Annotated in this window: 20 protein-coding genes; 9 read left to right on the top strand and 11 right to left on the bottom strand. The window is 62.8% G+C overall.

Features of this window, described 5'->3' with window-relative positions:
• Window position 1: 1 nt before the first annotated feature.
• A complete protein-coding gene (locus AC3WQS_RS25055; protein ID WP_020968994.1) occupies window positions 2-1,207 on the bottom strand; it encodes an iron-containing alcohol dehydrogenase in 1,206 nt (401 codons plus the stop codon).
• A gap of 419 nt (window positions 1,208-1,626) precedes the next feature.
• On the opposite strand from AC3WQS_RS25055, the gene AC3WQS_RS25050 reads away from it, so the two are divergent.
• Window positions 1,627-1,989, top strand: coding sequence for an RNHCP domain-containing protein (locus AC3WQS_RS25050; protein ID WP_492712438.1), 363 nt, complete (start codon window positions 1,627-1,629; stop codon window positions 1,987-1,989).
• Window positions 1,990-2,004: 15 nt separating this feature from the next.
• Window positions 2,005-2,424 carry an RNHCP domain-containing protein gene (locus AC3WQS_RS25045; RefSeq protein ID WP_113682390.1) on the top strand — a complete coding sequence of 140 codons (420 nt, stop codon included), beginning with the start codon at window positions 2,005-2,007 and terminating at the stop codon, window positions 2,422-2,424.
• On the opposite strand, the gene AC3WQS_RS25040 is transcribed toward AC3WQS_RS25045, so the two are convergent.
• From AC3WQS_RS25040 to mdo, 4 genes are all read right to left on the bottom strand, one after another.
• Window positions 2,413-2,760, bottom strand: a complete 348-nt coding sequence (locus AC3WQS_RS25040; protein WP_020968992.1) for a hypothetical protein — start codon at window positions 2,758-2,760, stop codon at window positions 2,413-2,415. The two genes, AC3WQS_RS25045 and AC3WQS_RS25040, sit on opposite strands and share 12 nt — an antisense overlap.
• 56 nt (window positions 2,761-2,816) lie before the next feature.
• Window positions 2,817-4,340, bottom strand: a complete 1,524-nt coding sequence (gene madC, locus AC3WQS_RS25035; protein WP_020968991.1) for a MadC family VWA domain-containing protein — start codon at window positions 4,338-4,340, stop codon at window positions 2,817-2,819.
• Window positions 4,337-5,419 (bottom strand): MadB family AAA-type ATPase, encoded by a 1,083-nt coding sequence (locus tag AC3WQS_RS25030; protein ID WP_492712437.1) that lies wholly within the window; start codon window positions 5,417-5,419, stop codon window positions 4,337-4,339. Before AC3WQS_RS25030 ends, madC begins: the two co-directional genes overlap by 4 nt.
• A gap of 86 nt (window positions 5,420-5,505) precedes the next feature.
• Window positions 5,506-6,780 carry an NDMA-dependent methanol dehydrogenase gene (mdo, locus tag AC3WQS_RS25025; RefSeq protein ID WP_003942095.1) on the bottom strand — a complete coding sequence of 425 codons (1,275 nt, stop codon included), beginning with the start codon at window positions 6,778-6,780 and terminating at the stop codon, window positions 5,506-5,508.
• Window positions 6,781-7,141: 361 nt separating this feature from the next.
• On the opposite strand from mdo, the gene AC3WQS_RS25020 reads away from it, so the two are divergent.
• Window positions 7,142-8,197 (top strand): ferredoxin--NADP reductase, encoded by a 1,056-nt coding sequence (locus AC3WQS_RS25020; protein ID WP_020906844.1) that lies wholly within the window; start codon window positions 7,142-7,144, stop codon window positions 8,195-8,197.
• Here the strand turns inward: AC3WQS_RS25020 and AC3WQS_RS25015 are convergent.
• Together AC3WQS_RS25015 and AC3WQS_RS25010 are read right to left on the bottom strand one after the other, a co-directional pair.
• Window positions 8,169-9,488 (bottom strand): glycosyltransferase 87 family protein, encoded by a 1,320-nt coding sequence (locus tag AC3WQS_RS25015; RefSeq protein WP_070796638.1) that lies wholly within the window; start codon window positions 9,486-9,488, stop codon window positions 8,169-8,171. The two genes, AC3WQS_RS25020 and AC3WQS_RS25015, sit on opposite strands and share 29 nt — an antisense overlap.
• Window positions 9,489-9,526: 38 nt before the next feature.
• Complete coding sequence (locus AC3WQS_RS25010) at window positions 9,527-10,264, bottom strand: DNA alkylation repair protein (protein ID WP_019744275.1); 738 nt, start codon at window positions 10,262-10,264, stop codon at window positions 9,527-9,529.
• A 361-nt stretch (window positions 10,265-10,625) separates the two neighbouring features.
• Here AC3WQS_RS25010 and AC3WQS_RS25005 point away from each other — a divergent pair, with 361 nt between their 5' ends.
• Window positions 10,626-10,994 carry an SPW repeat domain-containing protein gene (locus tag AC3WQS_RS25005; protein WP_019744276.1) on the top strand — a complete coding sequence of 123 codons (369 nt, stop codon included), beginning with the start codon at window positions 10,626-10,628 and terminating at the stop codon, window positions 10,992-10,994.
• Window positions 10,995-11,017: 23 nt separating this feature from the next.
• Here the strand turns inward: AC3WQS_RS25005 and AC3WQS_RS25000 are convergent, their stop codons facing one another.
• Window positions 11,018-11,782, bottom strand: coding sequence for a glutamate racemase (locus AC3WQS_RS25000; protein ID WP_283384624.1), 765 nt, complete (start codon window positions 11,780-11,782; stop codon window positions 11,018-11,020).
• 42 nt (window positions 11,783-11,824) lie between these two features.
• Window positions 11,825-12,991, bottom strand: coding sequence for an NAD(P)/FAD-dependent oxidoreductase (locus tag AC3WQS_RS24995; protein ID WP_492741571.1), 1,167 nt, complete (start codon window positions 12,989-12,991; stop codon window positions 11,825-11,827).
• 196 nt (window positions 12,992-13,187) lie between these two features.
• Here AC3WQS_RS24995 and AC3WQS_RS24990 point away from each other — a divergent pair, with 196 nt between their 5' ends.
• The 5 genes from AC3WQS_RS24990 to AC3WQS_RS24970 are packed head-to-tail and all read left to right on the top strand — an operon-like array spanning window position 13,188 to window position 15,731.
• Window positions 13,188-13,655: an Asp23/Gls24 family envelope stress response protein gene (locus tag AC3WQS_RS24990; RefSeq protein ID WP_003941912.1), complete on the top strand. Its 468-nt coding sequence runs from the start codon at window positions 13,188-13,190 to the stop codon at window positions 13,653-13,655.
• Window positions 13,652-14,029 carry a hypothetical protein gene (locus AC3WQS_RS24985; RefSeq protein ID WP_020906840.1) on the top strand — a complete coding sequence of 126 codons (378 nt, stop codon included), beginning with the start codon at window positions 13,652-13,654 and terminating at the stop codon, window positions 14,027-14,029. Before AC3WQS_RS24990 ends, AC3WQS_RS24985 begins: the two co-directional genes overlap by 4 nt.
• A gap of 1 nt (window position 14,030) precedes the next feature.
• Window positions 14,031-14,210 (top strand): hypothetical protein, encoded by a 180-nt coding sequence (locus AC3WQS_RS24980; RefSeq protein ID WP_003942043.1) that lies wholly within the window; start codon window positions 14,031-14,033, stop codon window positions 14,208-14,210.
• Window positions 14,197-15,171 carry a DUF6286 domain-containing Asp23/Gls24 family envelope stress response protein gene (locus AC3WQS_RS24975; RefSeq protein WP_134999288.1) on the top strand — a complete coding sequence of 325 codons (975 nt, stop codon included), beginning with the start codon at window positions 14,197-14,199 and terminating at the stop codon, window positions 15,169-15,171. Before AC3WQS_RS24980 ends, AC3WQS_RS24975 begins: the two co-directional genes overlap by 14 nt.
• The gene (locus tag AC3WQS_RS24970; RefSeq protein ID WP_021334053.1) at window positions 15,168-15,731 is read left to right on the top strand and encodes a hypothetical protein; all 564 of its coding nucleotides are present in this window, start codon (window positions 15,168-15,170) and stop codon (window positions 15,729-15,731) included. The genes AC3WQS_RS24975 and AC3WQS_RS24970 overlap by 4 nt, the downstream gene beginning before the upstream one ends.
• Window positions 15,732-15,849: 118 nt before the next feature.
• Here AC3WQS_RS24970 and tuf read toward each other — a convergent pair whose 3' ends face one another.
• Both tuf and fusA read right to left on the bottom strand, forming a co-directional pair.
• A complete protein-coding gene (tuf, locus tag AC3WQS_RS24965; RefSeq protein ID WP_019744283.1) occupies window positions 15,850-17,040 on the bottom strand; it encodes an elongation factor Tu in 1,191 nt (396 codons plus the stop codon).
• Between the two features lie 125 nt (window positions 17,041-17,165).
• Window positions 17,166-19,268 (bottom strand): elongation factor G, encoded by a 2,103-nt coding sequence (gene fusA, locus AC3WQS_RS24960; protein WP_003942073.1) that lies wholly within the window; start codon window positions 19,266-19,268, stop codon window positions 17,166-17,168.
• Window positions 19,269-19,387 lie beyond the last annotated feature (119 nt).

The following is a 19,387-nucleotide window of genomic DNA, read 5'->3' as shown; positions in this document are numbered from 1 at the left end:
TTCACAACGCACCTCGGAACAACGCCACCATCTGCTCCTGCGTCGCTTCCCTGGGATTGGTGGACATGCAGGCGTCGAGCAACGCGAAGCTGGCAAGTCGACTGAGGTCCCCCTCGCGAACACCCAACTCCCCCAGCCCCTTCGGGACCCCAACCTCCCGGGCGAGACGTTCGACCCGGTCGGCCACCGCCAGCGCTGCTTCCTCCGGGGTGCCGTGCTGTTCAGGAAGGCTCAGTGCCGCAGCGATGGCGACAAAGGGGGCAGCGTCCGTCGTGGAATTGAATCGGATGACGTGGGGCAACAGAATTCCGTTGATGACGCCATGTGGCAGATCAAGCATGCCGCCCACCTGATGGCTCATGGCGTGCGCGGCTCCGAGTATCGCGTTGGTGAACGCCAACCCGGCCTCGAGACTCGCCTGCGCCATCACCGATCGAGCTTCCATCTCCATCGGGTCCTGGATCGTGTTCACCAGATTCTCCGTCACGAGGCCGACCGCGCGGAGCGCGTGATGATCGGTCAACGGATTGTGCGCCAGTGAGACGAAGGCTTCGATTCCGTGCGTCAGTGCGTCCAATCCCGTTGCGGCATTGAGCCACTCGGGCATCGTCGTGAGCAACCGCGGATCGATGACCGTCACATCTGGCACGAGGGCACGGCCGATGATGGTGATCTTGGTGCCGCGGGTCGTGTCCGTGACGATGCAGAACTGCGACACGTCAGCGCCCGTTCCGGACGTGGTGGGAACCATCACCAACGGCGGGATCGGTTTTGTCGCCTGATCGACACCCTCGTAGTCGAGTATGTTGCCGCCGTTGGCAGCGAGGACGGCTACACCTTTAGCCGCGTCGATGACGGAACCGCCACCGAGCGCGATGATGACGTCGCACTCGCCTTCCTGGTACACCTCGAAACCGGCCGCGATCTCGAAGTCCTTGGGGTTGGGCGTCAGCCCTGACCACACTGTCGCGGTCAAGCCCTGCTCCGTGAGATGGTCCTCGAGTTCGCTGACCCACCCCGCGTCGATCAAACCGGGATCGGTGACCAGAAACGGGCGGAACCCGCCGAACCGCAGAGTCGCGTGTGCTGCCTCGACCAGGGAACCGATACCGAAGACGATCTCGGGGGCGTGAAATTTGACCAGTCGAGCAGCAGTGCCGCGGCGATGAACACCGTGGTTCACAGCATCCGGATATGCCACGGACACGACCCCACTCTCCTCTCGCGCGGCACCGAGATCACCGCTTCGCGAATTCCCAGCTCGCTCGCCCGAGCACCAACTGGTGTGATCCACCTTACAAGTGCTGGCCCCGAGCCTACGCGGACAGCAGTCGGGGCACACCCACCGAAGGAGAGGCACTTACCTACCCGTTCGGGCAGGTAGCGTCGCCGGAAAATAGATGGCGCGGCAATCAGGTCCCGTTGTACTTTCGGTTCTGGCCAGAGCGGCCCGTAGTACCGATCCAGAAGGTGTTTATGACCCAGCCCGCGCCGAGCGCGCCTCTCGCCCCTGCACTGCCGGCAACCTCGAGGGTCACTTGCTGATCCCCGAAACGACGGACTGACAGCCGCGAGGCCACTCGGCCTGCTCCTACCTGCTTTGTTCACTCAGCTAGGAGTTCTCCAGTGCCTCAATCACACAATTCCATCTCGAAAACCGACACCTTCTCGTGCACTCAATGCGGACTCACCGTCATGACGTACGGCCCCGATGGTGATCGCCGAAACCACTGCCCCAGTTGCCTGCATTCCCGACACCTGTTCGACCAGGTGGAAGGTGGACCGTCGGACTGCGGAATGCGGATGGCCCCCATTTCGATCGCGGTGCTGCGAAGCGGCGATTGGATGATCATCCACCGCTGCGCACAGTGCCTCGAACTCACCTCCAACCCCGTCAGCCGTGACGACAACCAGTTGTTGTTGATGAGGATGGCGGTGCGGCCGCTCGCACAACCACCCTTCCCGCTCGAAGCCTTCGGCGACTTGTGAGGGGTGAGAAAGCAGATGCCACGTAGGAATCCCAGCACCCGCGCGCGGCGGGCACCGCAACGGACCAAGCACGTATTGCACGGAATCGGCGGCGAACAAGGATCGAGCTTCCGTTGTCTCACATGCCGTTTGGACATTTCCACTGCGGCCCCGGGTACCGCACATCGGAACCATTGCCCGAACTGTCTGGCCAGCCGCCACGTCGATGGTCGTGTTCCGGGTGACCGGGCACAACAGTGCAGAGGTGCCATGGCGGCGCTGTCCCTGTCGGTCCGGCAAGACGGTGAGTGGATGCTCGTTCACCAGTGCATCGAGTGCAATACGTTGAAAGTCAACAGGATCGCCGGCGACGACAACGCCCTGGTCTTGCTGCGGTTGGCGCTACGCCCGTTGGCGGATCCTCGACTGGGCTCGCGCGCGTTGCTAGCGCTCTGATCGATCGTCCGGCGTAATCGCGCGGTCCTGCGCGCGATTACGCCGGACGAACACCACGAATACGATCCCGGCAAGCAAGCCGACCGCCGTCGGTCCGAGGACCAGTCCCGAATACAGCCACGGAGCAGGTTCTGCCGGAAAGAGGTCCATGAATATGGGCCCGGTGTATGTCGGCTCGGCAAACGGCTCCCGATAGGACCCGCCGGTGAGAATGTGAGGTGATGCCAACGAGTTCCACCACCACTGAAACACGCCGAGCGCCACCAACCCACACACGGCGCCGAGCACTGTCAGCGCCGCGATCGGCCGCCAGATCGATCCCCTGATTTCGGACATGAGATCAAACTAGTTCACGACGGATCGCGCAGTGACATCGGTGAAGTGCAGTGACATCAGCGAAGTGCGTGCCCCAGTTCAGCGGCCTTTGCCATCAGTTGCGCGGCATCTCGGGCAACAACAACCTCGTCGCAGATCTCCGAATACTCCGGCATCGCGCACGATGCCTGGTTCCAGTAACGCTGAGGTTCAGGCGTGATCCAGGCCAGACGGTGAACCTTTCGGCGGAGTTCCTCGAGCTTGTCCACCTGTGGGGGCAACCCGTTGCACCGACCGTCGCCCACGATGATGACAGACGTCCGTGAGTTCAAGGCGTTTCCGTGCTCGTCCAACAATTCTGTGAGCACCCGCCCGTAATCGCTGCTGGCTTCCAGATCCAGACCCGGGTGCGCGAGTACCGCAGCCAGTGCGCCGTCACCGCTACTGGCGAGAAGGGTGTCGGTCACGTCGACCGGACGATCGACGAAGGCGAGGACTTCACAACGATCTGCCCGGCGATGCATTGCCTGAGCCAACCGCAGAGTGAACGCGGTGATCGGGCGCACGGACAGCGACACGTCTGCGATGAGAAGTAGTCGAACACGATCGGGGCGAGGAGCTTTCACGACCAGATGGAAGGGAATTCCGTCGGTGCGCAGACTCGAACGCACCGTGCGTCGCATGTCGAGATGCCCACGAGAGCGCTCCCGAGGACGAGGCCTGGACGGTCCTCTCATCCGCCGAAGCACCTCGTGGCACGCGAGTTCGATGTCGTTGTGCGTTGCGCCCGCAGCAGATTCGCTGTCGGGCGCATCGGGAGCGCTTTCGGCGAGTGCAGCGGCCGAGAGTGCTTGCACGAACGCTTCGACCGCCTCGACGAGCCGGTTCAGTTGCGCCTGCGTCAGCGGCCCGTCGTCGGAGACGTCCGCATACGCTTTGCTCGGGTCGTATGCATCCAGCCAGGCGAGGATCGACGTCGGATCGTCCCAGGACAACGAACCGACTACTGCTGCAGCAACACTGGTGCTCAAGTCACCGACCACTGCCGATGCGGCACGGTCCACGTCGACCGTGTAACTGACTCCGCGTCGACCGGTCTCCGAACCGGTATCCACCGACAGTTCCGCATCGCTGGACGTCATCGACACATCGTCGTCGTCCTTGTGCGGGTTGAACCCCTTCTCCGCTTCCGGAGTGTCGAAGTAGTCGCCGACCTCGGCCGCGCGCTCGTTGTACTCGGCATACCGGCCTACTTCTTGATCCTCGTCGATCCCCAGCGCGGTGGGCAGACCGTCCGCCACCTCGGCGCGCGAAGCCATCCGCTCGGCGTGCGCTTTGCCTGCGGCCGGCCGGAACAGCGCGTCGAACGCCCGATCGAAACCGGCCTGTTCGTGAGAATACTTGGCGCACACAGCCCGAAGACATGCTCGCAACGTCTCACGATCCGAAGCGCCGACCATCGCGAGTACACGCCGAACCTCGATGACCTCGGCCGGTGACGCGGAAACTCCGGCTGCCCTCAGCAATCGGCCGAAACTCGCGGACACCACGTCGAGAACAAACGACGGTTGCCACACGGCGAGGCCACCGAGCGTCGTCATCGCGTCGAACGGATTCCGCTGCTGCCGCGGATTCCCTGTTGATGAGGGTCACGTCCACCCGTGCCCCGGAACACGGCCGTCGTCGTGTTGGCGGGTTTGCTTGCCACCGTGGATCGCTCGATCGGCTCACCACCGTCACGCGACGGCGATTCGAGAAGCTTTCCGCCGAATCGTTCCTTGGCCAGCGTCACATCCGACGAGTACTTGAGCAACGCCGTGAGCAGGATGTCGCGCACCTTGGCGTCGGAAGCGGTGTCGAATCCGCTGGCGGCGAGCACAGTTGCCGCTCTGGCCGCGTCGATGACCTCCGAGATGGACGGGCTCTTGCGCAGCGGGAGATCACGCAAGATGCGAGCCAATTCGACAACCTCGGTGGCCGTAGCCGTATCCACCTCCGGCGCTCGGGCCGTGACGATCTCGCGTTCACGCTCCGACGTCGGATAGCCGAGATGGTAATGCAGACAACGACGCTTGAGCGCGGGTGAGAGCTCGCGGGTGTCGTTGGACGTCAGGATGACCCAGGGCTGCGAGCGGGCAACGAACGTACCGACCTCGGGAATGGTGATCTGCTGTTCGGCGAGAATCTCGAGGAGCAGTGCTTCCATCGATTCCTCGGTGCGGTCCACCTCGTCGACCAGAAGCACTACCGGATCGGGTGAGAGGATCGCTTCGAGCAGCGGCCGCACGGACAGGAAGTTCTCGGAGTACAACCCGAAATCCTGATCGGCCAGAAACTTGGATGCTTCGGCGACGCTGTCGAATTCGGAAACCTGATCACTGATCCGGTCGCGAAGCATCTGCACGTGCAGGAGTTGCTTCGCGTAGTCCCATTCGTACAGGGCTCGATTGTCGTCCAGCCCTTCGTAACACTGCAATCGCACCAGTTTGCGGCCCCCGATCGCAGCCAGAGACTTCGCCAGTTCCGTCTTACCGACACCGGCCGGCCCTTCGAGCAGGAGCGGACGCCCCAGCGCCGTCGCCAGATGAACGACTACCGCGAACTCGTCATCGGCAATGTAGTCCTGCTCTCGCAGAGCATCTTTCACTTCGATTCCGCTGGAGAAACTGCGACCGGACATGGAATACCTTTCGATAGGGGCACAGCCCCTGTGCGCGCTCGAGGAGTCTCTGGACTCCTTAAGCGCGCACGGGGCCGAAGGCCCTGCTAGAAGTACGACTTGTTGATCGCGTGATCGACAACCGGGATCATCGACTCCACAGTGACCTCACGAGGGTTACCCGGGGTGCACCAGTCGTCCTGAATGTGCTCGGAGATGGCGCGCACAGTCTTCTCGTCACCCTTGATGACATCACCACGACCCTCGTACTTCTTGGTGTTCATCTGGTTCTTCGCGTACGAGTCTGTGCGAACCTGACCGAAGTTGTCGGGGATACCGACGTCCTTGGCCAGACGGATGGCAGCCTCGACGGCAGCGTCCGCGGCCTGAACCGTGGTGAGGTTGCGAGTGTCGACACCGAGTGCGCCGGCCAACTGGGCGTAGCGCTCGTAGCGCGAAGGCAGGTTGTACTCCCACACACGCGGCAACGCGATGGCGTTGTTCAAACCGTGGTGGCTGTCGAAAAATGCACTGACCGCGTGCGAGATCGAGTGAACGATGCCGAGGCCACCGGAGTTGAAGGCCTGTCCGGCAATGTACTGCGCGTTCATCATTCCCTCGCGGGCCTTGAGGTTGCGCGGCTCGAAGACGGCCTCGCGCAGGTTCTTCGCGACCAACTCGACCGAGTAGATCGCGTTACCGAGCGAAGGCGCGAAATCGAGACGAGACACGAAAGGTTCACTGCCGTGCGCGAGTACGTCGAAGCCGCAATACGCGGTGAAATGCTGAGGGCAGGTGTAGTAGAGCAGCGGATCGTCGATCGCCAACGTGACGATGGTCGCCTCGTCGAAGCCCACCCACTTGTGCGGGTTGTTCATGTCCGAGGTGTCAGTGATGACGTATGCCCACGACGTCTCGGATCCCGTTCCAGCCGTGGTGGATACGGCGATGTGCGGCGGGTTCTCCTTGTTGGTGGACTTGGCGAAGCCCTCGAACTCGTTGATGTTGCGACCGTCGTGTGCGATCACGACGCGAGCACCCTTGGCGGCGTCGTGGCTCGAACCACCGCCGATCGAGATGATCGAGTCGCACTTCTCCTTCTGATAGAGAGCCGCGGCCTCCATGACGTTGTAGTCCTTGGGATTCGACTCGACCTTGTCGTAGAGCACGACCTCGACACCCTGGTACTCGATCTTGCCGACGAGTTCCTCGATGATGCCCGAACCGCGCAGACCGGTCGTCATCAGAAGGGTGCGCTTGAAGCCGAGATTCTTGGCCTCCACACCGATGATGTCGTGAGCGCCCACACCCATCAGGGCGCGCGGGAAGGGGTGGAACTCCTTGATCGGAAAGTCCCAGATCTGGTTGAGCTCGATAGCCATCGGTATCTCCTCATGGATGTGCACGAATGTGACTGCGGGAGGGATTCGAGCCGATTCTTTGTGACCGGCGTCTCACCTGGTTCCCACTGTGTACCGACAAACACCCCGTGCACAGACTTCGGCAGCTCAACCGCCCGGACGCCGCCCGCGAACCGCCCGTTCGGGCAGGTCGTCGCCACCCCGGACCGCCAGGAAGGCCGGATCAGACTGCCGTGGTTCCCGCTGATCGGGAACGTGTTGCTCGGCGACTACGATCCCCAGTAGCTTTTCATCACTGCTAACATTGAACTAGAACACGTTCTAGATGTTGCACTTCACTGACCTGCGCTTTACCCAGCTTCACGAGAGGACTAGCTTCGCGATGACGACAGTCGAGGTACCGCACAGCTCGCGATCGGCGGTACTCACCGTGTCCGGAGTCATCGAAGAGACTTCCGACGCCCGGTCGCTGGTGTTCGAAATTCCCGCAGAACTGAAGGACAAGTTCGACTACAAGCCAGGTCAATTCCTGACCCTGCGCATCCCGAGTGATCAGACCGGCTCGGTCGCACGCTGCTACTCCCTGGCCAGTTCACCCTTCACCGACGACGCCCCCAAGGTGACCGTCAAGCGAACTGTCGACGGCTACGGCTCCAACTGGCTGTGCGACAAGCTCCAGGTCGGCGACACCATCGAAGTGCTGCCGCCGTCAGGTGTCTTCACGCCCAAGTCGCTCGATCACGACTTCCTGCTCTTCGGTGCAGGCAGCGGAATCACTCCGGTGATCTCGATTCTCAAGTCCGCCCTCACGCAGGGCAGCGGCAACGTCGTGCTGATCTACGCGAATCGCGACGAGAAGTCCGTCATCTTCGGCGCCGAACTGCGCGAGCTGGCAGCGCAACACCCCGGCCGCCTCACCGTGGTCCACTGGATCGAAACCGTGCAGGGACTCCCCGCTGTCTCGCAACTGGCGACGCTCGCCAAGCCATTTGTCGCGTACGAGGCCTTCATGTGCGGTCCAGGCCCCTTCATGGACGCCGTCCACAAGGCACTGGCAGAAGCGGGCATGCCCCGCACGCAGGTTCACGCCGAGGTCTTCAATTCACTCGCCGGCGACCCGTTCCGTGACGTCGAGGTAGCCGAGGTCTCCGACGAGGAAGCTGCCGACGCCGCAACCGTCGAGGTCGAACTGGACGGTGAAACCCACACCCTCGTCTGGCCGCGCAAGCAGACGCTCGTCGACATCATGCTCGCCAAGGGTCTCGACGTTCCGTACTCCTGCCAGGAAGGTGAGTGCGGGTCGTGTGCCTGCACCGTCACCGAAGGCGAAGTTCAGATGGACAACTCCGAGATCCTCGACGCCGAGGACGTGGCGAACGGCTACATCCTCGGTTGCCAGGCGAAGCCGATCACCGATCGCCTGAAGATCGAGTTCTGAACCCTGCTTCGATGCATGACGGCCCCTGATTCCCTGCGGAATCGGGGGCTTTGTCATCTTCGGAGCCATCCTCCGCGCCATCTTCCGAGTCCCGCCCCGTAACCCACTCCGGCGCCGTTGTGGGCAACCGCCACAACGCAAGAATCAGCACCAGGGTCACGATCAGGAAGCCCTCACGAAGGACCAACCCCAGCGGCAGCAGGAGCGGCGACGTCTCGATGAACTGCTGCCCCATGCTCGGCCCGCAATAGACGACGGCCAACCCCACAGCGGCCGCACCGAACTGCAGCGGCGATCGAAGCCGAAAGAGAACCGTGACGGCAGCAGGCACGAGATACACCCAGTGATGAATCCAGCTGATCGGCGAAAGAATCGGCGCACTCAAACCGATCACCAACGCCGCATCGACCCCACGACCGACGCGATGTACATCTCGGGCGACCCAGAGCGCTACCGCCGCGCACAGCACGGTCAACGGCATCGCCAGAGACTCCGTCCATGTGCCCAGTGCCGCAAGTCCGCCCTGCAGTGAACTGTTACCGGCACTCGCGATCGCCTGCCCGCTCAAGTCCACCCGGTCACTGAGGTTCCAGACGACGTCCGACCAGAAGGTCCAGCTGACGGCCGGGTCCACCATTGCTGCGACGGCGGTCGCCGCGGCAAATCCGATCGAACTCCAGATCGCGAGTCGCCACTGCTTCGTGACGACGAAGTAGACGATGAACAGCGCCGGCGTCAGCTTGATCGCGGCTGCGACGCCGATCAAAAGTCCTCGTGGAAACCACCGGCCGAATTTCGAATCGCCTCTGCGGGTCACGTCGAGCAGTACGAGCACCATCAGCACCAGGTTCACCTGGCCGAAGGAGATGTGCGCGCTGACGATGGGTGTCACCGACACGGCCAGGACCAATGCCGCCATGACGAGCGGCCGCTTGGGGACGCGAGCGGGAGTGAACTTGGCGACTGTCCACACCACCGCCGCGATGCACAACGCCGACCACAGCAGATAGGCCGTCCACCAGTCGAAGAGAACAGTCGGCCAGAGGAAGATCACCGCGAACGGGGTGTAGGTGAACGGCATGCCCTCGTCGACAATCAACGGGCCGACAAGGTTGCTCTCGTAGATGTTCGAGCCTGCGGCAAATGCCTGGGCAGCGTAGCGGTAGACGAGAAAATCAACGGGTTCGACGGCCCGAACGGAGTACACGAGATAACACAGAGCTGCGACGCCGGCAGCGATCAGTGAACCGATCGTCACAATTCGAGACGCCTCGACACGGGTGGCGGGCATACCGAGAATCGTCCCACAACCTACCGAGCGGTACTTCGCTAGCGGGCCGCCCGGAAGTGCGCTCGCTCGTCTGCGGTCAGATGTTCGCACGCGTAGCTCAGCGCCGTGCGTCCCATGTCTGCTGCATTCTCAGTAAGGAAGCCGGTCAACAAATCCCGATCCACCCGCTTGCCCACCTCGCGGAGCATCCAACCCATCGCTTTCTGGGTCAGGTCTCGTCGATCACCCAGCACCTGCGCGGCAAGCTCGAGCGTGGTCGACGCGTCGCCGCGAGTGATGAATCCGTACGTCGTCAGCAGCGCCACCCGTCGTCGCCACAGGTCACCCGAATCGGAAAGCTCGAAGATCAGCCGGCGATCTCGGTCGTACAGCCAGCCGCCGAGGATCTGTCCGGCGGACGAATCCACCAGATCCCAATTGTTGACCCGCCCGTCCTCGACAGCGGTCAGATAGAAGCCTGCGATGCGAGCGCGGCCCTCGTCGTCGAAAAATTTTGGGCGACTGACTTTTTCGAATTGAGCGACCAGGATCAGCAGCCCGGCCAATCGGTGCTCGTGAACGTCACTGTCGAGAAGGAGACGTATCTGAGGCAACGCGAGTCCGACGTGCTTCTTCACCACCGATCGCGTCTTCGGTACTCGCACGCCGATGAATACGTCACCCTCGCCGTACTCCCCCGGCGCTGTCTTGAAGAACCGTTGCAAGTGGACGGCATCTGCGGGATCCGCGAGGTCGGCCAACTGCTCGATCACGTCCGGGGCACTCGATTGCGTCACCCCAGAACCTTCTCACGGGTCGTCTGTGCGGACTCTTCGATTCTCTCAGCGTCCTCACACCGTGTGCCCTGCTCGGCCACAGGTCGGCAGACGACACTCGAGGACAGTCAGTGAAAGGACCACCCATGATCACCGCCGCTATCGCATTCACCACTCTCACCCTCATGGCACTCTCGGGACATATCGCGGCAAGCGCGCCGCGCGGGCTCGTGGCCATCCGGACGAATGGTCACAAATCTTGATATTCGAGCCTCCGCATCGCCTCTAACTGCAACGCGAATGCAATTGGCGGAGAGTTGATCTCGATCTTCCGCGGGCGTGTACTACAGGTGGACACACTCTCGTCTTTGGAGGTCTCGTCATGAAGTCGTGGAATCGAATGCAAGATGCCGTCGCGGTGGTTCTCGGCGTCTTTGCGGCTCTCTCGCCGATGTGGCTCGACACCACCGATCGGGCAATGTGGTCACTCGTCGTCCTGGGTGTCCTGGTTGCACTGTCGGGTCTGGCGCACATGGCACGTCCGGACATGGCCATGGCGGATTACGCGATGGGTGTTTTCGGCGTCTTGATGTTCATTTCACCCTGGGTGATGAACTTCGACGCTCTGCGCGGTGCGTCGTGGACGGCCTGGGTTGTCGGGGTTCTGACCGTTGTGGTCGCGGTGAGTGCGATGCCGGTGATGAGTGCGCGGATGCATCACGGGGGTCACGGCGGCGTAGCCGCCCATTGATGAATGGCTGAATACAGGCTGGATCAGGCTTTGATCGCGCCCAACAACCGCCCGGCGTCGAAGGCTTCGGCGCTGGGCGGTAGTGCGCCCGGACGACCGCTCACGAACACCTCGACGGTTCCCGATCCTTCGCCCGCGGCACCGAGCCCGTCGATCCGCCGCAGAGTCTGTCGTGCAACGGCTTCGGCGCTGTCGAAGAGTGTGACGCCGGCGGGTAACCGTGCTGCGATCTCGTCGGCGAGCAGTGGGTAGTGGGTGCACCCGAGGACAACGCCGCTGACGTCGTCCGGCGTCCGGGCAACCGCGGAATCGATGGCAGCAAGTGAGGCTGCACGATCACCGAGATCTATCGAATCGGCCAGGCCGTGGCACGGCACTCCGACGACCTTGGCGCCGTTGCCGAACTGCTCGATCAGATCGGCTTGGTACCGGCTGGCCGTCGTCGCGGCTGTAGCCCAGATCGCCACTGAATCGCACGCGGCAGCGGCGGGTTTGATCGCGGGCACCGTTCCGATGACCGGTACTTCCGGCCCGACCAGTTTTCGCACGTGCGGCAGCGCGGTGACGCTGGCGGTATTGCATGGAAGAACGATGACCTGAGCCCCACGATCGAGGCTCCGCCGCACCGCACCGAGTACCCGGTCGACGACCCACGGCTCAGGCTTGGGGCCCCAGGGGGCACCGTCCGGATCCAGGGAGAGCACCAGATCGAGATCCGGGCGCAGGCGTCTGAGCCACGCAGAGGTAGGGAGCAGGCCCAGTCCCGAGTCGATGAGTGCAACGATCACCGCACAAATCTATCGCCTCGGAACCGGTCCTGCCTCATCCGTTCAGGCCGGTGTGGACTCCAACACGTCAGAGATGGGCGTGCCGGCTGCGATCTTGGCGCGCATCTTCATCACCGCTCCCGCGCTACCTCCGCCGACGACAGCTGCCAGCACACCGTCGCGCTCGTAGTAGGCGACGAACTTTCGGCCGTCGTCCTTGACGATGTAAACGGTGTCCGTGGGTGCGACGGTCCCCAACGCCTGGATCTTGACGTCGTACTGATCGCTCCAGAAGTAGGGAACCTGCGCCGGCGCATCGGGATCACCCGTTCCGGTGAGCGCTCCCGCCAGGATCTTGGCCTGGTCGCCCGCATTGGTCCAGTGTTCGACGCGCTTGCGTCGATCACCGATCTGCCAGGACGCGACGTCGCCGACGGCCCAGACGTGTTCGGTACTGGTGCGGCCGACGCCGTCGCAGAGCACTCCGTTGTCGAGTTCGATTCCCGAACCATCGAGCCATCCCGTGACCGGCACCGAACCGACTCCGATCGCCACCACGTCGACCGGGATCTCCGAACCGTCGCTCAAGGTCGCAGTGGCAACCGCTCCGTCGCCGGACAACGAGGTCAAGCCGGTGCCGACGCGGACATCGACGCCCTCGTTCCGATGCAGACGTTCGACGAGGGCGCCAACGGTGGGGCCGAGCACCGACGCCAGCGGTGTCGGCTGAGGCTCGAGCAACACGACGTCGACGCCGTGAGACTTCATGCTGGCGGCCAGTTCGCAGCCAATGAAGCCGGCCCCGACGATCAGCGCACGCTTGCCGGGAGCCAGCTCGGCGCGAAGGGCCAGCGCCTCCTCGATGGAGCGCAGAACGTGCACTCCGGACAGCTCCGGAAGGCCGGCAATGCGACGCGGAGTCAGTCCGGTCGCGATGACCAACTCGTCGTAGTCGAGGGTGGATCCGTCCGCGAACGCCACCGACTTTGCGGCAGTGTCCACCGAGGTCGCGGGCGAACCGAGCTTGAGATCGACCTTGTTCTCGACGTAGAACTCTGCCGGACGCAGCGTCGTCTCGTCCTTGTCGCCGCGGATCACTTCCTTCGACAGCGGCGGCCGGTCGTATGGCAGATGTGTTTCCCCACCGGCGAGCGTCAATTCACCCTCGAAGCCTGCTCGTCGCAGTTCCTCCACGGTCCGCAGCCCCGACAACCCCGCACCCACGATCACTATCCGTGCCACCACGTACCACCCTGTCCGACCCACGTCACTAGCAGCGCTCACTATGAACGCCGTCACTATTTGCCCCCGACTCTGCCATACCAAATGCCGGAGTAGGTGTGGTGCATCCCGCATGGCCACCTACCAGTCACTACAGTTGGAGGTACTTCAGACGCACGCACTGACACATGAGCAGGGAGCCCCCATGACCAGCGATTCCAGTGAAAAGAACAGCGTCCGATTCGGCGCCGACGGTGGCGCGGAACTAGTCAGCACCCAGGGCAAGACGATCATCGCCGACGCCGTGGTCGCCAAGATCGCCGGTATCGCGACCCGCGAGATCAACGGCGTGTACGACGTCGGTGGGGGCACCGCGCGCGCGGTGGGGGCACTTCGCGACCGCATTCCGGGCGCCCGCGTCAACCATGCCCAGGGCGTGGCGGTGGAAGTGGGCGAGAAACAAGCCGCCATCGACATCGGCATTGTCGCCGAATACGGCGTCGCACTCCACGAATTGGCGGTGGGTATCCGCCGAAACGTCATTGCCGCAGTCGAAAGCATGACGGGTCTCGAGGTCACCGAGGTCAACATCACCGTCTTCGACGTCATGCTCTTCGAGGATGCAGAGAGCGGCGGCAGTACCGATCCGGAAGCCAAGCCGAGGGTTCAGTGAGTACCGCCGACGCCGGCCGCGAGATCGACGCGGCCGAGGTCGTCGCCGACGCAGTTCTTGCGATCCCGGAAGTGGCAGATCTGCACGGCGGGCAATTCGGTGAGGTGGGAACCTACCTCCCCGGACGCCGAGTCACCGGCGTCGTCGTCGACGAAAACTCTTGTGCGGTACACATTTCCGTTCACTATCCGGCCGACGTTCGCGGCGTCGCCGAACGCGTCCGAGCGGTGGTGGCACGGTTGGTCGACGTACCGGTGAACGTGACCGTCGGAGACTTGTCGACAGCGGGATATCCACCCGAAAATTCCGAAGATGCAGTCACCGAGCTTTCCACCGTCACCGAGATCGCACCGAACATTCGAGAAGGGAACTGACATGAACAGCACTACCGTCGGACTGCTGGTCGGTCTGCTCCTCGCGCTCGCCGGAATCATGGGCGGATTCAGCGGATTCGTCTTCGCCGTCCTGCTCGGCGCCGCCGGTATGGCGATCGGAGCACACCGCGACGGACATCTCGATCTCGGCGCGATCCTCCGAAGCCGTGGCCGTGGCTGAGCCGACCACTCCGAACGCGGCAGACGATCCCGGCCTACGAGGTTCACTGGTCATCAAGGACCGGGCGATGGCCAAGATAGCCACTGCCGCAGCGGTGAACGTCCCGGGGGTGGTCCGCCAGTCCGGTGGCTTGACCCGCCTGACCGGGCGCGACCTTCCGCGAGCCGACATCTCGATGGGCAGCGACGCCGTGGCCATCAATCTGTTCCTCGCTGTGTCCTGGCCATGTTCGGTCACCGAACTGACCGGTCGCGTGCGGGCAGAAGTCGGACGCAGCGTCGAGTCGCTGACCGGCCTGCCCCTCCACGACATGAACGTCATGATCGCGGCAACCGAGGGTTCTGACGACTCCTGTGTTTCCGGCGTCGAAATCGCAGAAGGCCCCGCACAGGAGGCACTCTCGGATCCGATTCCACCTCGAGTTCCCTCCGCGAACCCCGCCGCCGCGGTGTCAGCCGTCGTCATCGCGTGCGGTCTACTCGCACTCGCTTTCGTGGTCTCGCGCGAATGGTTCATCAACCGCGGAACCTTCGATTCGGCGCCCTGGATCCGAAACTCCGTGGAGTGGACGTCGCGTCTGCACTGGCAACCGTGGCTGCTTCCGGTGGCCATCGCTGCCGTCGTCGCGGGCGTTGTCCTGATCATGTCCGCCCTCAAACGCCGGGCGAAAACCCATGTGCCGTTGGGTAACCCGAGCGCATCGACGGTATGGATGCGGCCGACGGACATTGCACGTCTGTGCAGTAGCCACGCAGCGGTCGTTCCCGGCGTCGACTCGGCCCACACCAGTGTCGACCGCAAACACATCAAGGTCCACATCGAATCCACCGGTGGCGATCGAACCGAACTTGCCGCGGCCGTCGACGCGGCAGTTCGGCCTCATCTCGCGATACTCCAGCAGCCACTGCAGCTTTCGATAGTCGTGAGAGAAGCGCCAGTACGACGAAAGGACGCCTCGTGAACCGTTGGATCTCCGCGGTCGATCGGACCATCGTCCTCATCGTCGGAATCGCACTCCTCGCGGCGGGCGCATACGCCATCGCGTGGGACGCGGGTGCCTCACTGATCAGGACCTGGGTGTCACGACTCGATCGTGAGGTCCTCTTCGGTCTTCCGGAGGAGCCTTGGTGGCACTGGGTGCTGTCGGGCACCTTTGTCCTCTGCGTCTTCGCCGGTTTCGGGCTGTTGTACCTGAACCTTCGTCGACGCCGAACGAGCGCAGTCACATTGCGGCACAACGAGTCCGGCACAGACGTCAGTGTGGATCTGGGACCGGTCGCCGACGGCGTAGCGGCAGAACTCGCCCAACTGAGCGGCGTGCGCAGCACCAGAAGCAAAGCGACGATCGATCGCGGACTGCCAACGCTGTCGATTGTCGTCACCGCAGACCCGGCGATCGATGTCGCCGGCTTCACCACTTCGGCCGAACACATCGCCCGTGCAACCAGGCGAAGCCTCGACGGCTCACCTGTCGCGGTACAGGTTCTGTTGCATCTCGACCGGGTAGAAGCCTCCAAGTAGAAGCACCCCGAACAACCGATCGCAGACCACCTGACCACAGACACAGAAAAGGCGCTCACTCCCCGAAGGGAATGAGCGCCTTTCCTAGTGCTGTGAATCAGCTAGCGAGACAAGAGTCTCACTTGATGATCTTGGCAACCTTGCCGGCGCCGACCGTACGGCCGCCTTCGCGAATTGCGAAGCGCAGGCCCTCGTCCATGGCGACAGGCTGGATGAGCTTGACGGACATCTCGGTGTTGTCACCGGGCATGACCATCTCGGTGCCCTCAGGCAGCGTCACGACGCCCGTAACGTCCGTGGTACGGAAGTAGAACTGCGGGCGGTAGTTGTTGAAGAACGGGGTGTGGCGGCCGCCCTCGTCCTTCGACAGGATGTATGCCTGGCCCTCGAACTCCGTGTGGGGAGTCGTGGTGCCCGGCTTGACGACAACCTGTCCACGCTCGACATCTTCGCGCTTGATGCCACGAACGAGCAGTCCGACGTTGTCGCCGGCCTGGCCCGAGTCGAGCAGCTTGCGGAACATCTCGATACCCGTGACGGTGGTCTTGGTGGAGGTCTCCTTGATGCCGACGATCTCCACCTCCTCGTTCACGTTGACCGAGCCACGCTCGATACGACCGGTGACAACCGTGCCACGGCCGGTGATCGTGAAGACATCCTCGACGGGCATGAGGAAGGGCTTGTCCGTCTCGCGGACCGGGTCCGGGATGGACTCGTCGACTGCAGCCATCAGGTCGAGGATGGACTGCGTCCACTTCGGGTCACCCTCGAGTGCCTTGAGTGCCGAGATCGGAATGACGGGGGCTTCCTCGTCGAATTCCTGAGCGGCCAGCAGTTCGCGGACCTCCATCTCGACGAGCTCGAGGATCTCGTCATCGTCAACCATGTCGGCCTTGTTCAGGGCGACGAGGATGTAAGGAACGCCAACCTGGCGAGCGAGCAGGACATGCTCGCGCGTCTGGGGCATCGGGCCGTCGGTAGCTGCGACGACGAGGATAGCGCCGTCCATCTGAGCTGCGCCGGTGATCATGTTCTTGATGTAGTCGGCGTGACCCGGTGCATCGACGTGCGCGTAGTGGCGCTTTTCCGTCTGGTACTCAACATGCGAGATGTTGATCGTGATGCCACGAGCCTTTTCCTCGGGAGCCTTGTCGATCTGATCGAAGGCCGAAGCCTCGTTCAGGTCGGGGAATGCATCCGCGAGAACCTTGGTGATGGCCGCCGTCGTCGTGGTCTTGCCGTGGTCGACGTGACCAATGGTGCCGATGTTCACGTGCGGCTTCGTCCGCTCGAACTTCGCCTTCGCCACTTTGTGTCCTCCTGGACTGTTGTTGCTTGCCGTATGCAGCAGTGCGGTTGGTTGTTACTTGGTCGTGCTTCGTGCCGGAAGCAACCGAGGTCACTTGCCGGCGCGGGCTGGGGAGCTCGCTGTGCTTACTCGCCCGTCGCCTTGGCGATGATTTCCTTCGAGACGTTCGCGGGAACCTCTGCGTAGGAATCGAACACCATGGAGAAGTTCGCACGGCCCTGGGTCTTCGACCGCAGGTCACCGATGTAACCGAACATCTCCGAGAGCGGAACCAGCGCCTTCACGACACGGGCACCACTGCGTTCCTCCATGGCCTGGATCTGGCCACGGCGGGAGTTGAGGTCGCCGATCACGTCGCCCATGTACTCCTCGGGCGTTGTGACCTCGACAGCCATGAGCGGCTCGAGAATGACGGGGCCGGCCTTGCGGGCGGCTTCCTTCAGTGCCTGCGAACCGGCAACCTTGAACGCCATTTCCGAGGAGTCGACGTCGTGGTAAGCACCATCGAGCAGCGACAGCTTCAGGTTCACGAGCGGGTAGCCGGCGAGAACACCGTACTGCATCGCGTCCTGCGCACCAGCATCCACGGAGGGGATGTACTCGCGCGGGATACGTCCGCCGGAGACCTTGTTCTCGAACTCGTAGGTAGCACCGTCTTCGCCCACGAAAGGCTCCAGAGCGATGATGACCTTTGCGAACTGGCCCGAGCCACCCGTCTGCTTCTTGTGGGTGTAGTCGTGCTTCTCGACCTTCTTGGTGATGGTCTCGCGGTACGCAACCTGCGGCTTACCGACGTTCGCCTCGACCTTGAACTCGCGACGCATGCGGTCGACGAGGATGTCGAGGTGGAGCTCGCCCATACCGCCGATGACGGTCTGACCGGTCTCTTCGTCGAGTTCGACCGAGAAGGTCGGATCCTCTTCGGCGAGCTTCTGGATCGCGACGCCCAGCTTTTCCTGGTCGGACTTGGTCTTGGGCTCGATGGAGACCTGGATGACCGGCGCGGGGAACGACATCGACTCGAGGACGATGGGGCTCGCCTGATCGCACAAGGTGTCACCGGTGGTGGTGTCCTTGAGGCCGATCATTGCGTAGATGTGGCCGGCTACGGCCTCGTCTACCGGGTTCTCCTTGTTGGCGTGCATCTGGAAGAGCTTTCCGATGCGCTCCTTCTTGCCCTTGGTTGCGTTGAGCACCTGAGCGCCCGGATCGATACGACCCGAGTACACGCGGACGAAGGTCAGCTTGCCGAAGAACGGGTGAGCAGCGATCTTGAAGGCGAGAGCCGAGAACGGCTCTTCCTTGCTCGGCTTGCGAGTGATCTCTACTTCTTCGTCACCGAGCTTGTGGCCGACGACCTCGCCGATGTCCAGCGGGTTCGGCAGGTAATCGATGACTGCGTCGAGCATGGGCTGAACGCCCTTGTTCTTGAACGCGGAGCCACAGATGACCGGGTACAGCTCGGAAGCGACCGTCATCTTGCGGATGGCGCCCTTGATTTCCTCGACCGTGAGCTCTTCGCCGCCGAAGTACTTCTCCATGAGAGCTTCGTCGGACTCGGCAACGGTTTCGAGCAGCTTCTCGCGGTACTCTGCAGCCTTCTCGACGAGGTCCGCGGGGATCTCTTCGATGGTCGGCAGTGCACCGGTCGGAACTACGCCGCGCCAGGTGATGGCACGCATCTCGACCAGGTCGACGACGCCGTCGAAGTCGTCCTCAGCGCCGATGGGCAGCTGGAGAACGAGCGGCTTCGCGCCGAGACGGTCGATGATGGTCTGGACTGTGAAGTAGAAGTCCGCGCCCATCTTGTCCATCTTGTTGACGAAGCAGATGCGCGGAACGTCGTACTTGGCAGCCTGACGCCAAACCTGCTCGGACTGCGGCTCGACACCTTCCTTACCGTCGAAGACAGCAACTGCGCCGTCGAGCACGCGCAGCGACCGCTCCACCTCGACCGTGAAGTCGACGTGGCCGGGGGTGTCGATGATGTTGATCTGGTTGTTGTTCCAGAAGCAAGTCACGGCGGCAGACGTGATCGTGATGCCGCGTTCCTTCTCCTGCTCCATCCAGTCCGTCGTCGACGCACCGTCGTGCGTCTCACCGATCTTGTAATTGACACCGGTGTAGAACAGGATGCGCTCGGTGGTGGTGGTCTTGCCGGCATCGATGTGCGCCATGATGCCGATGTTGCGGACCTTGTTCAGGTCAGTCAGCACTTCCTGTGCCACAGGTTTCTTCCCCGCTCGTTGCTTGGTTTTCGGGTGTCGGCCGTATCCGGTGTGTTCCACCGTCAAGGCCATGGTCTTTCAATTATGTCTCTGCCGAGGCGAACCTGGCCACCTGCGTC

It is taken from the genome of Rhodococcus sp. FW305-130 (assembly GCF_058788335.1).
This window is presented reverse-complemented; position numbering and strand designations above follow the sequence as displayed.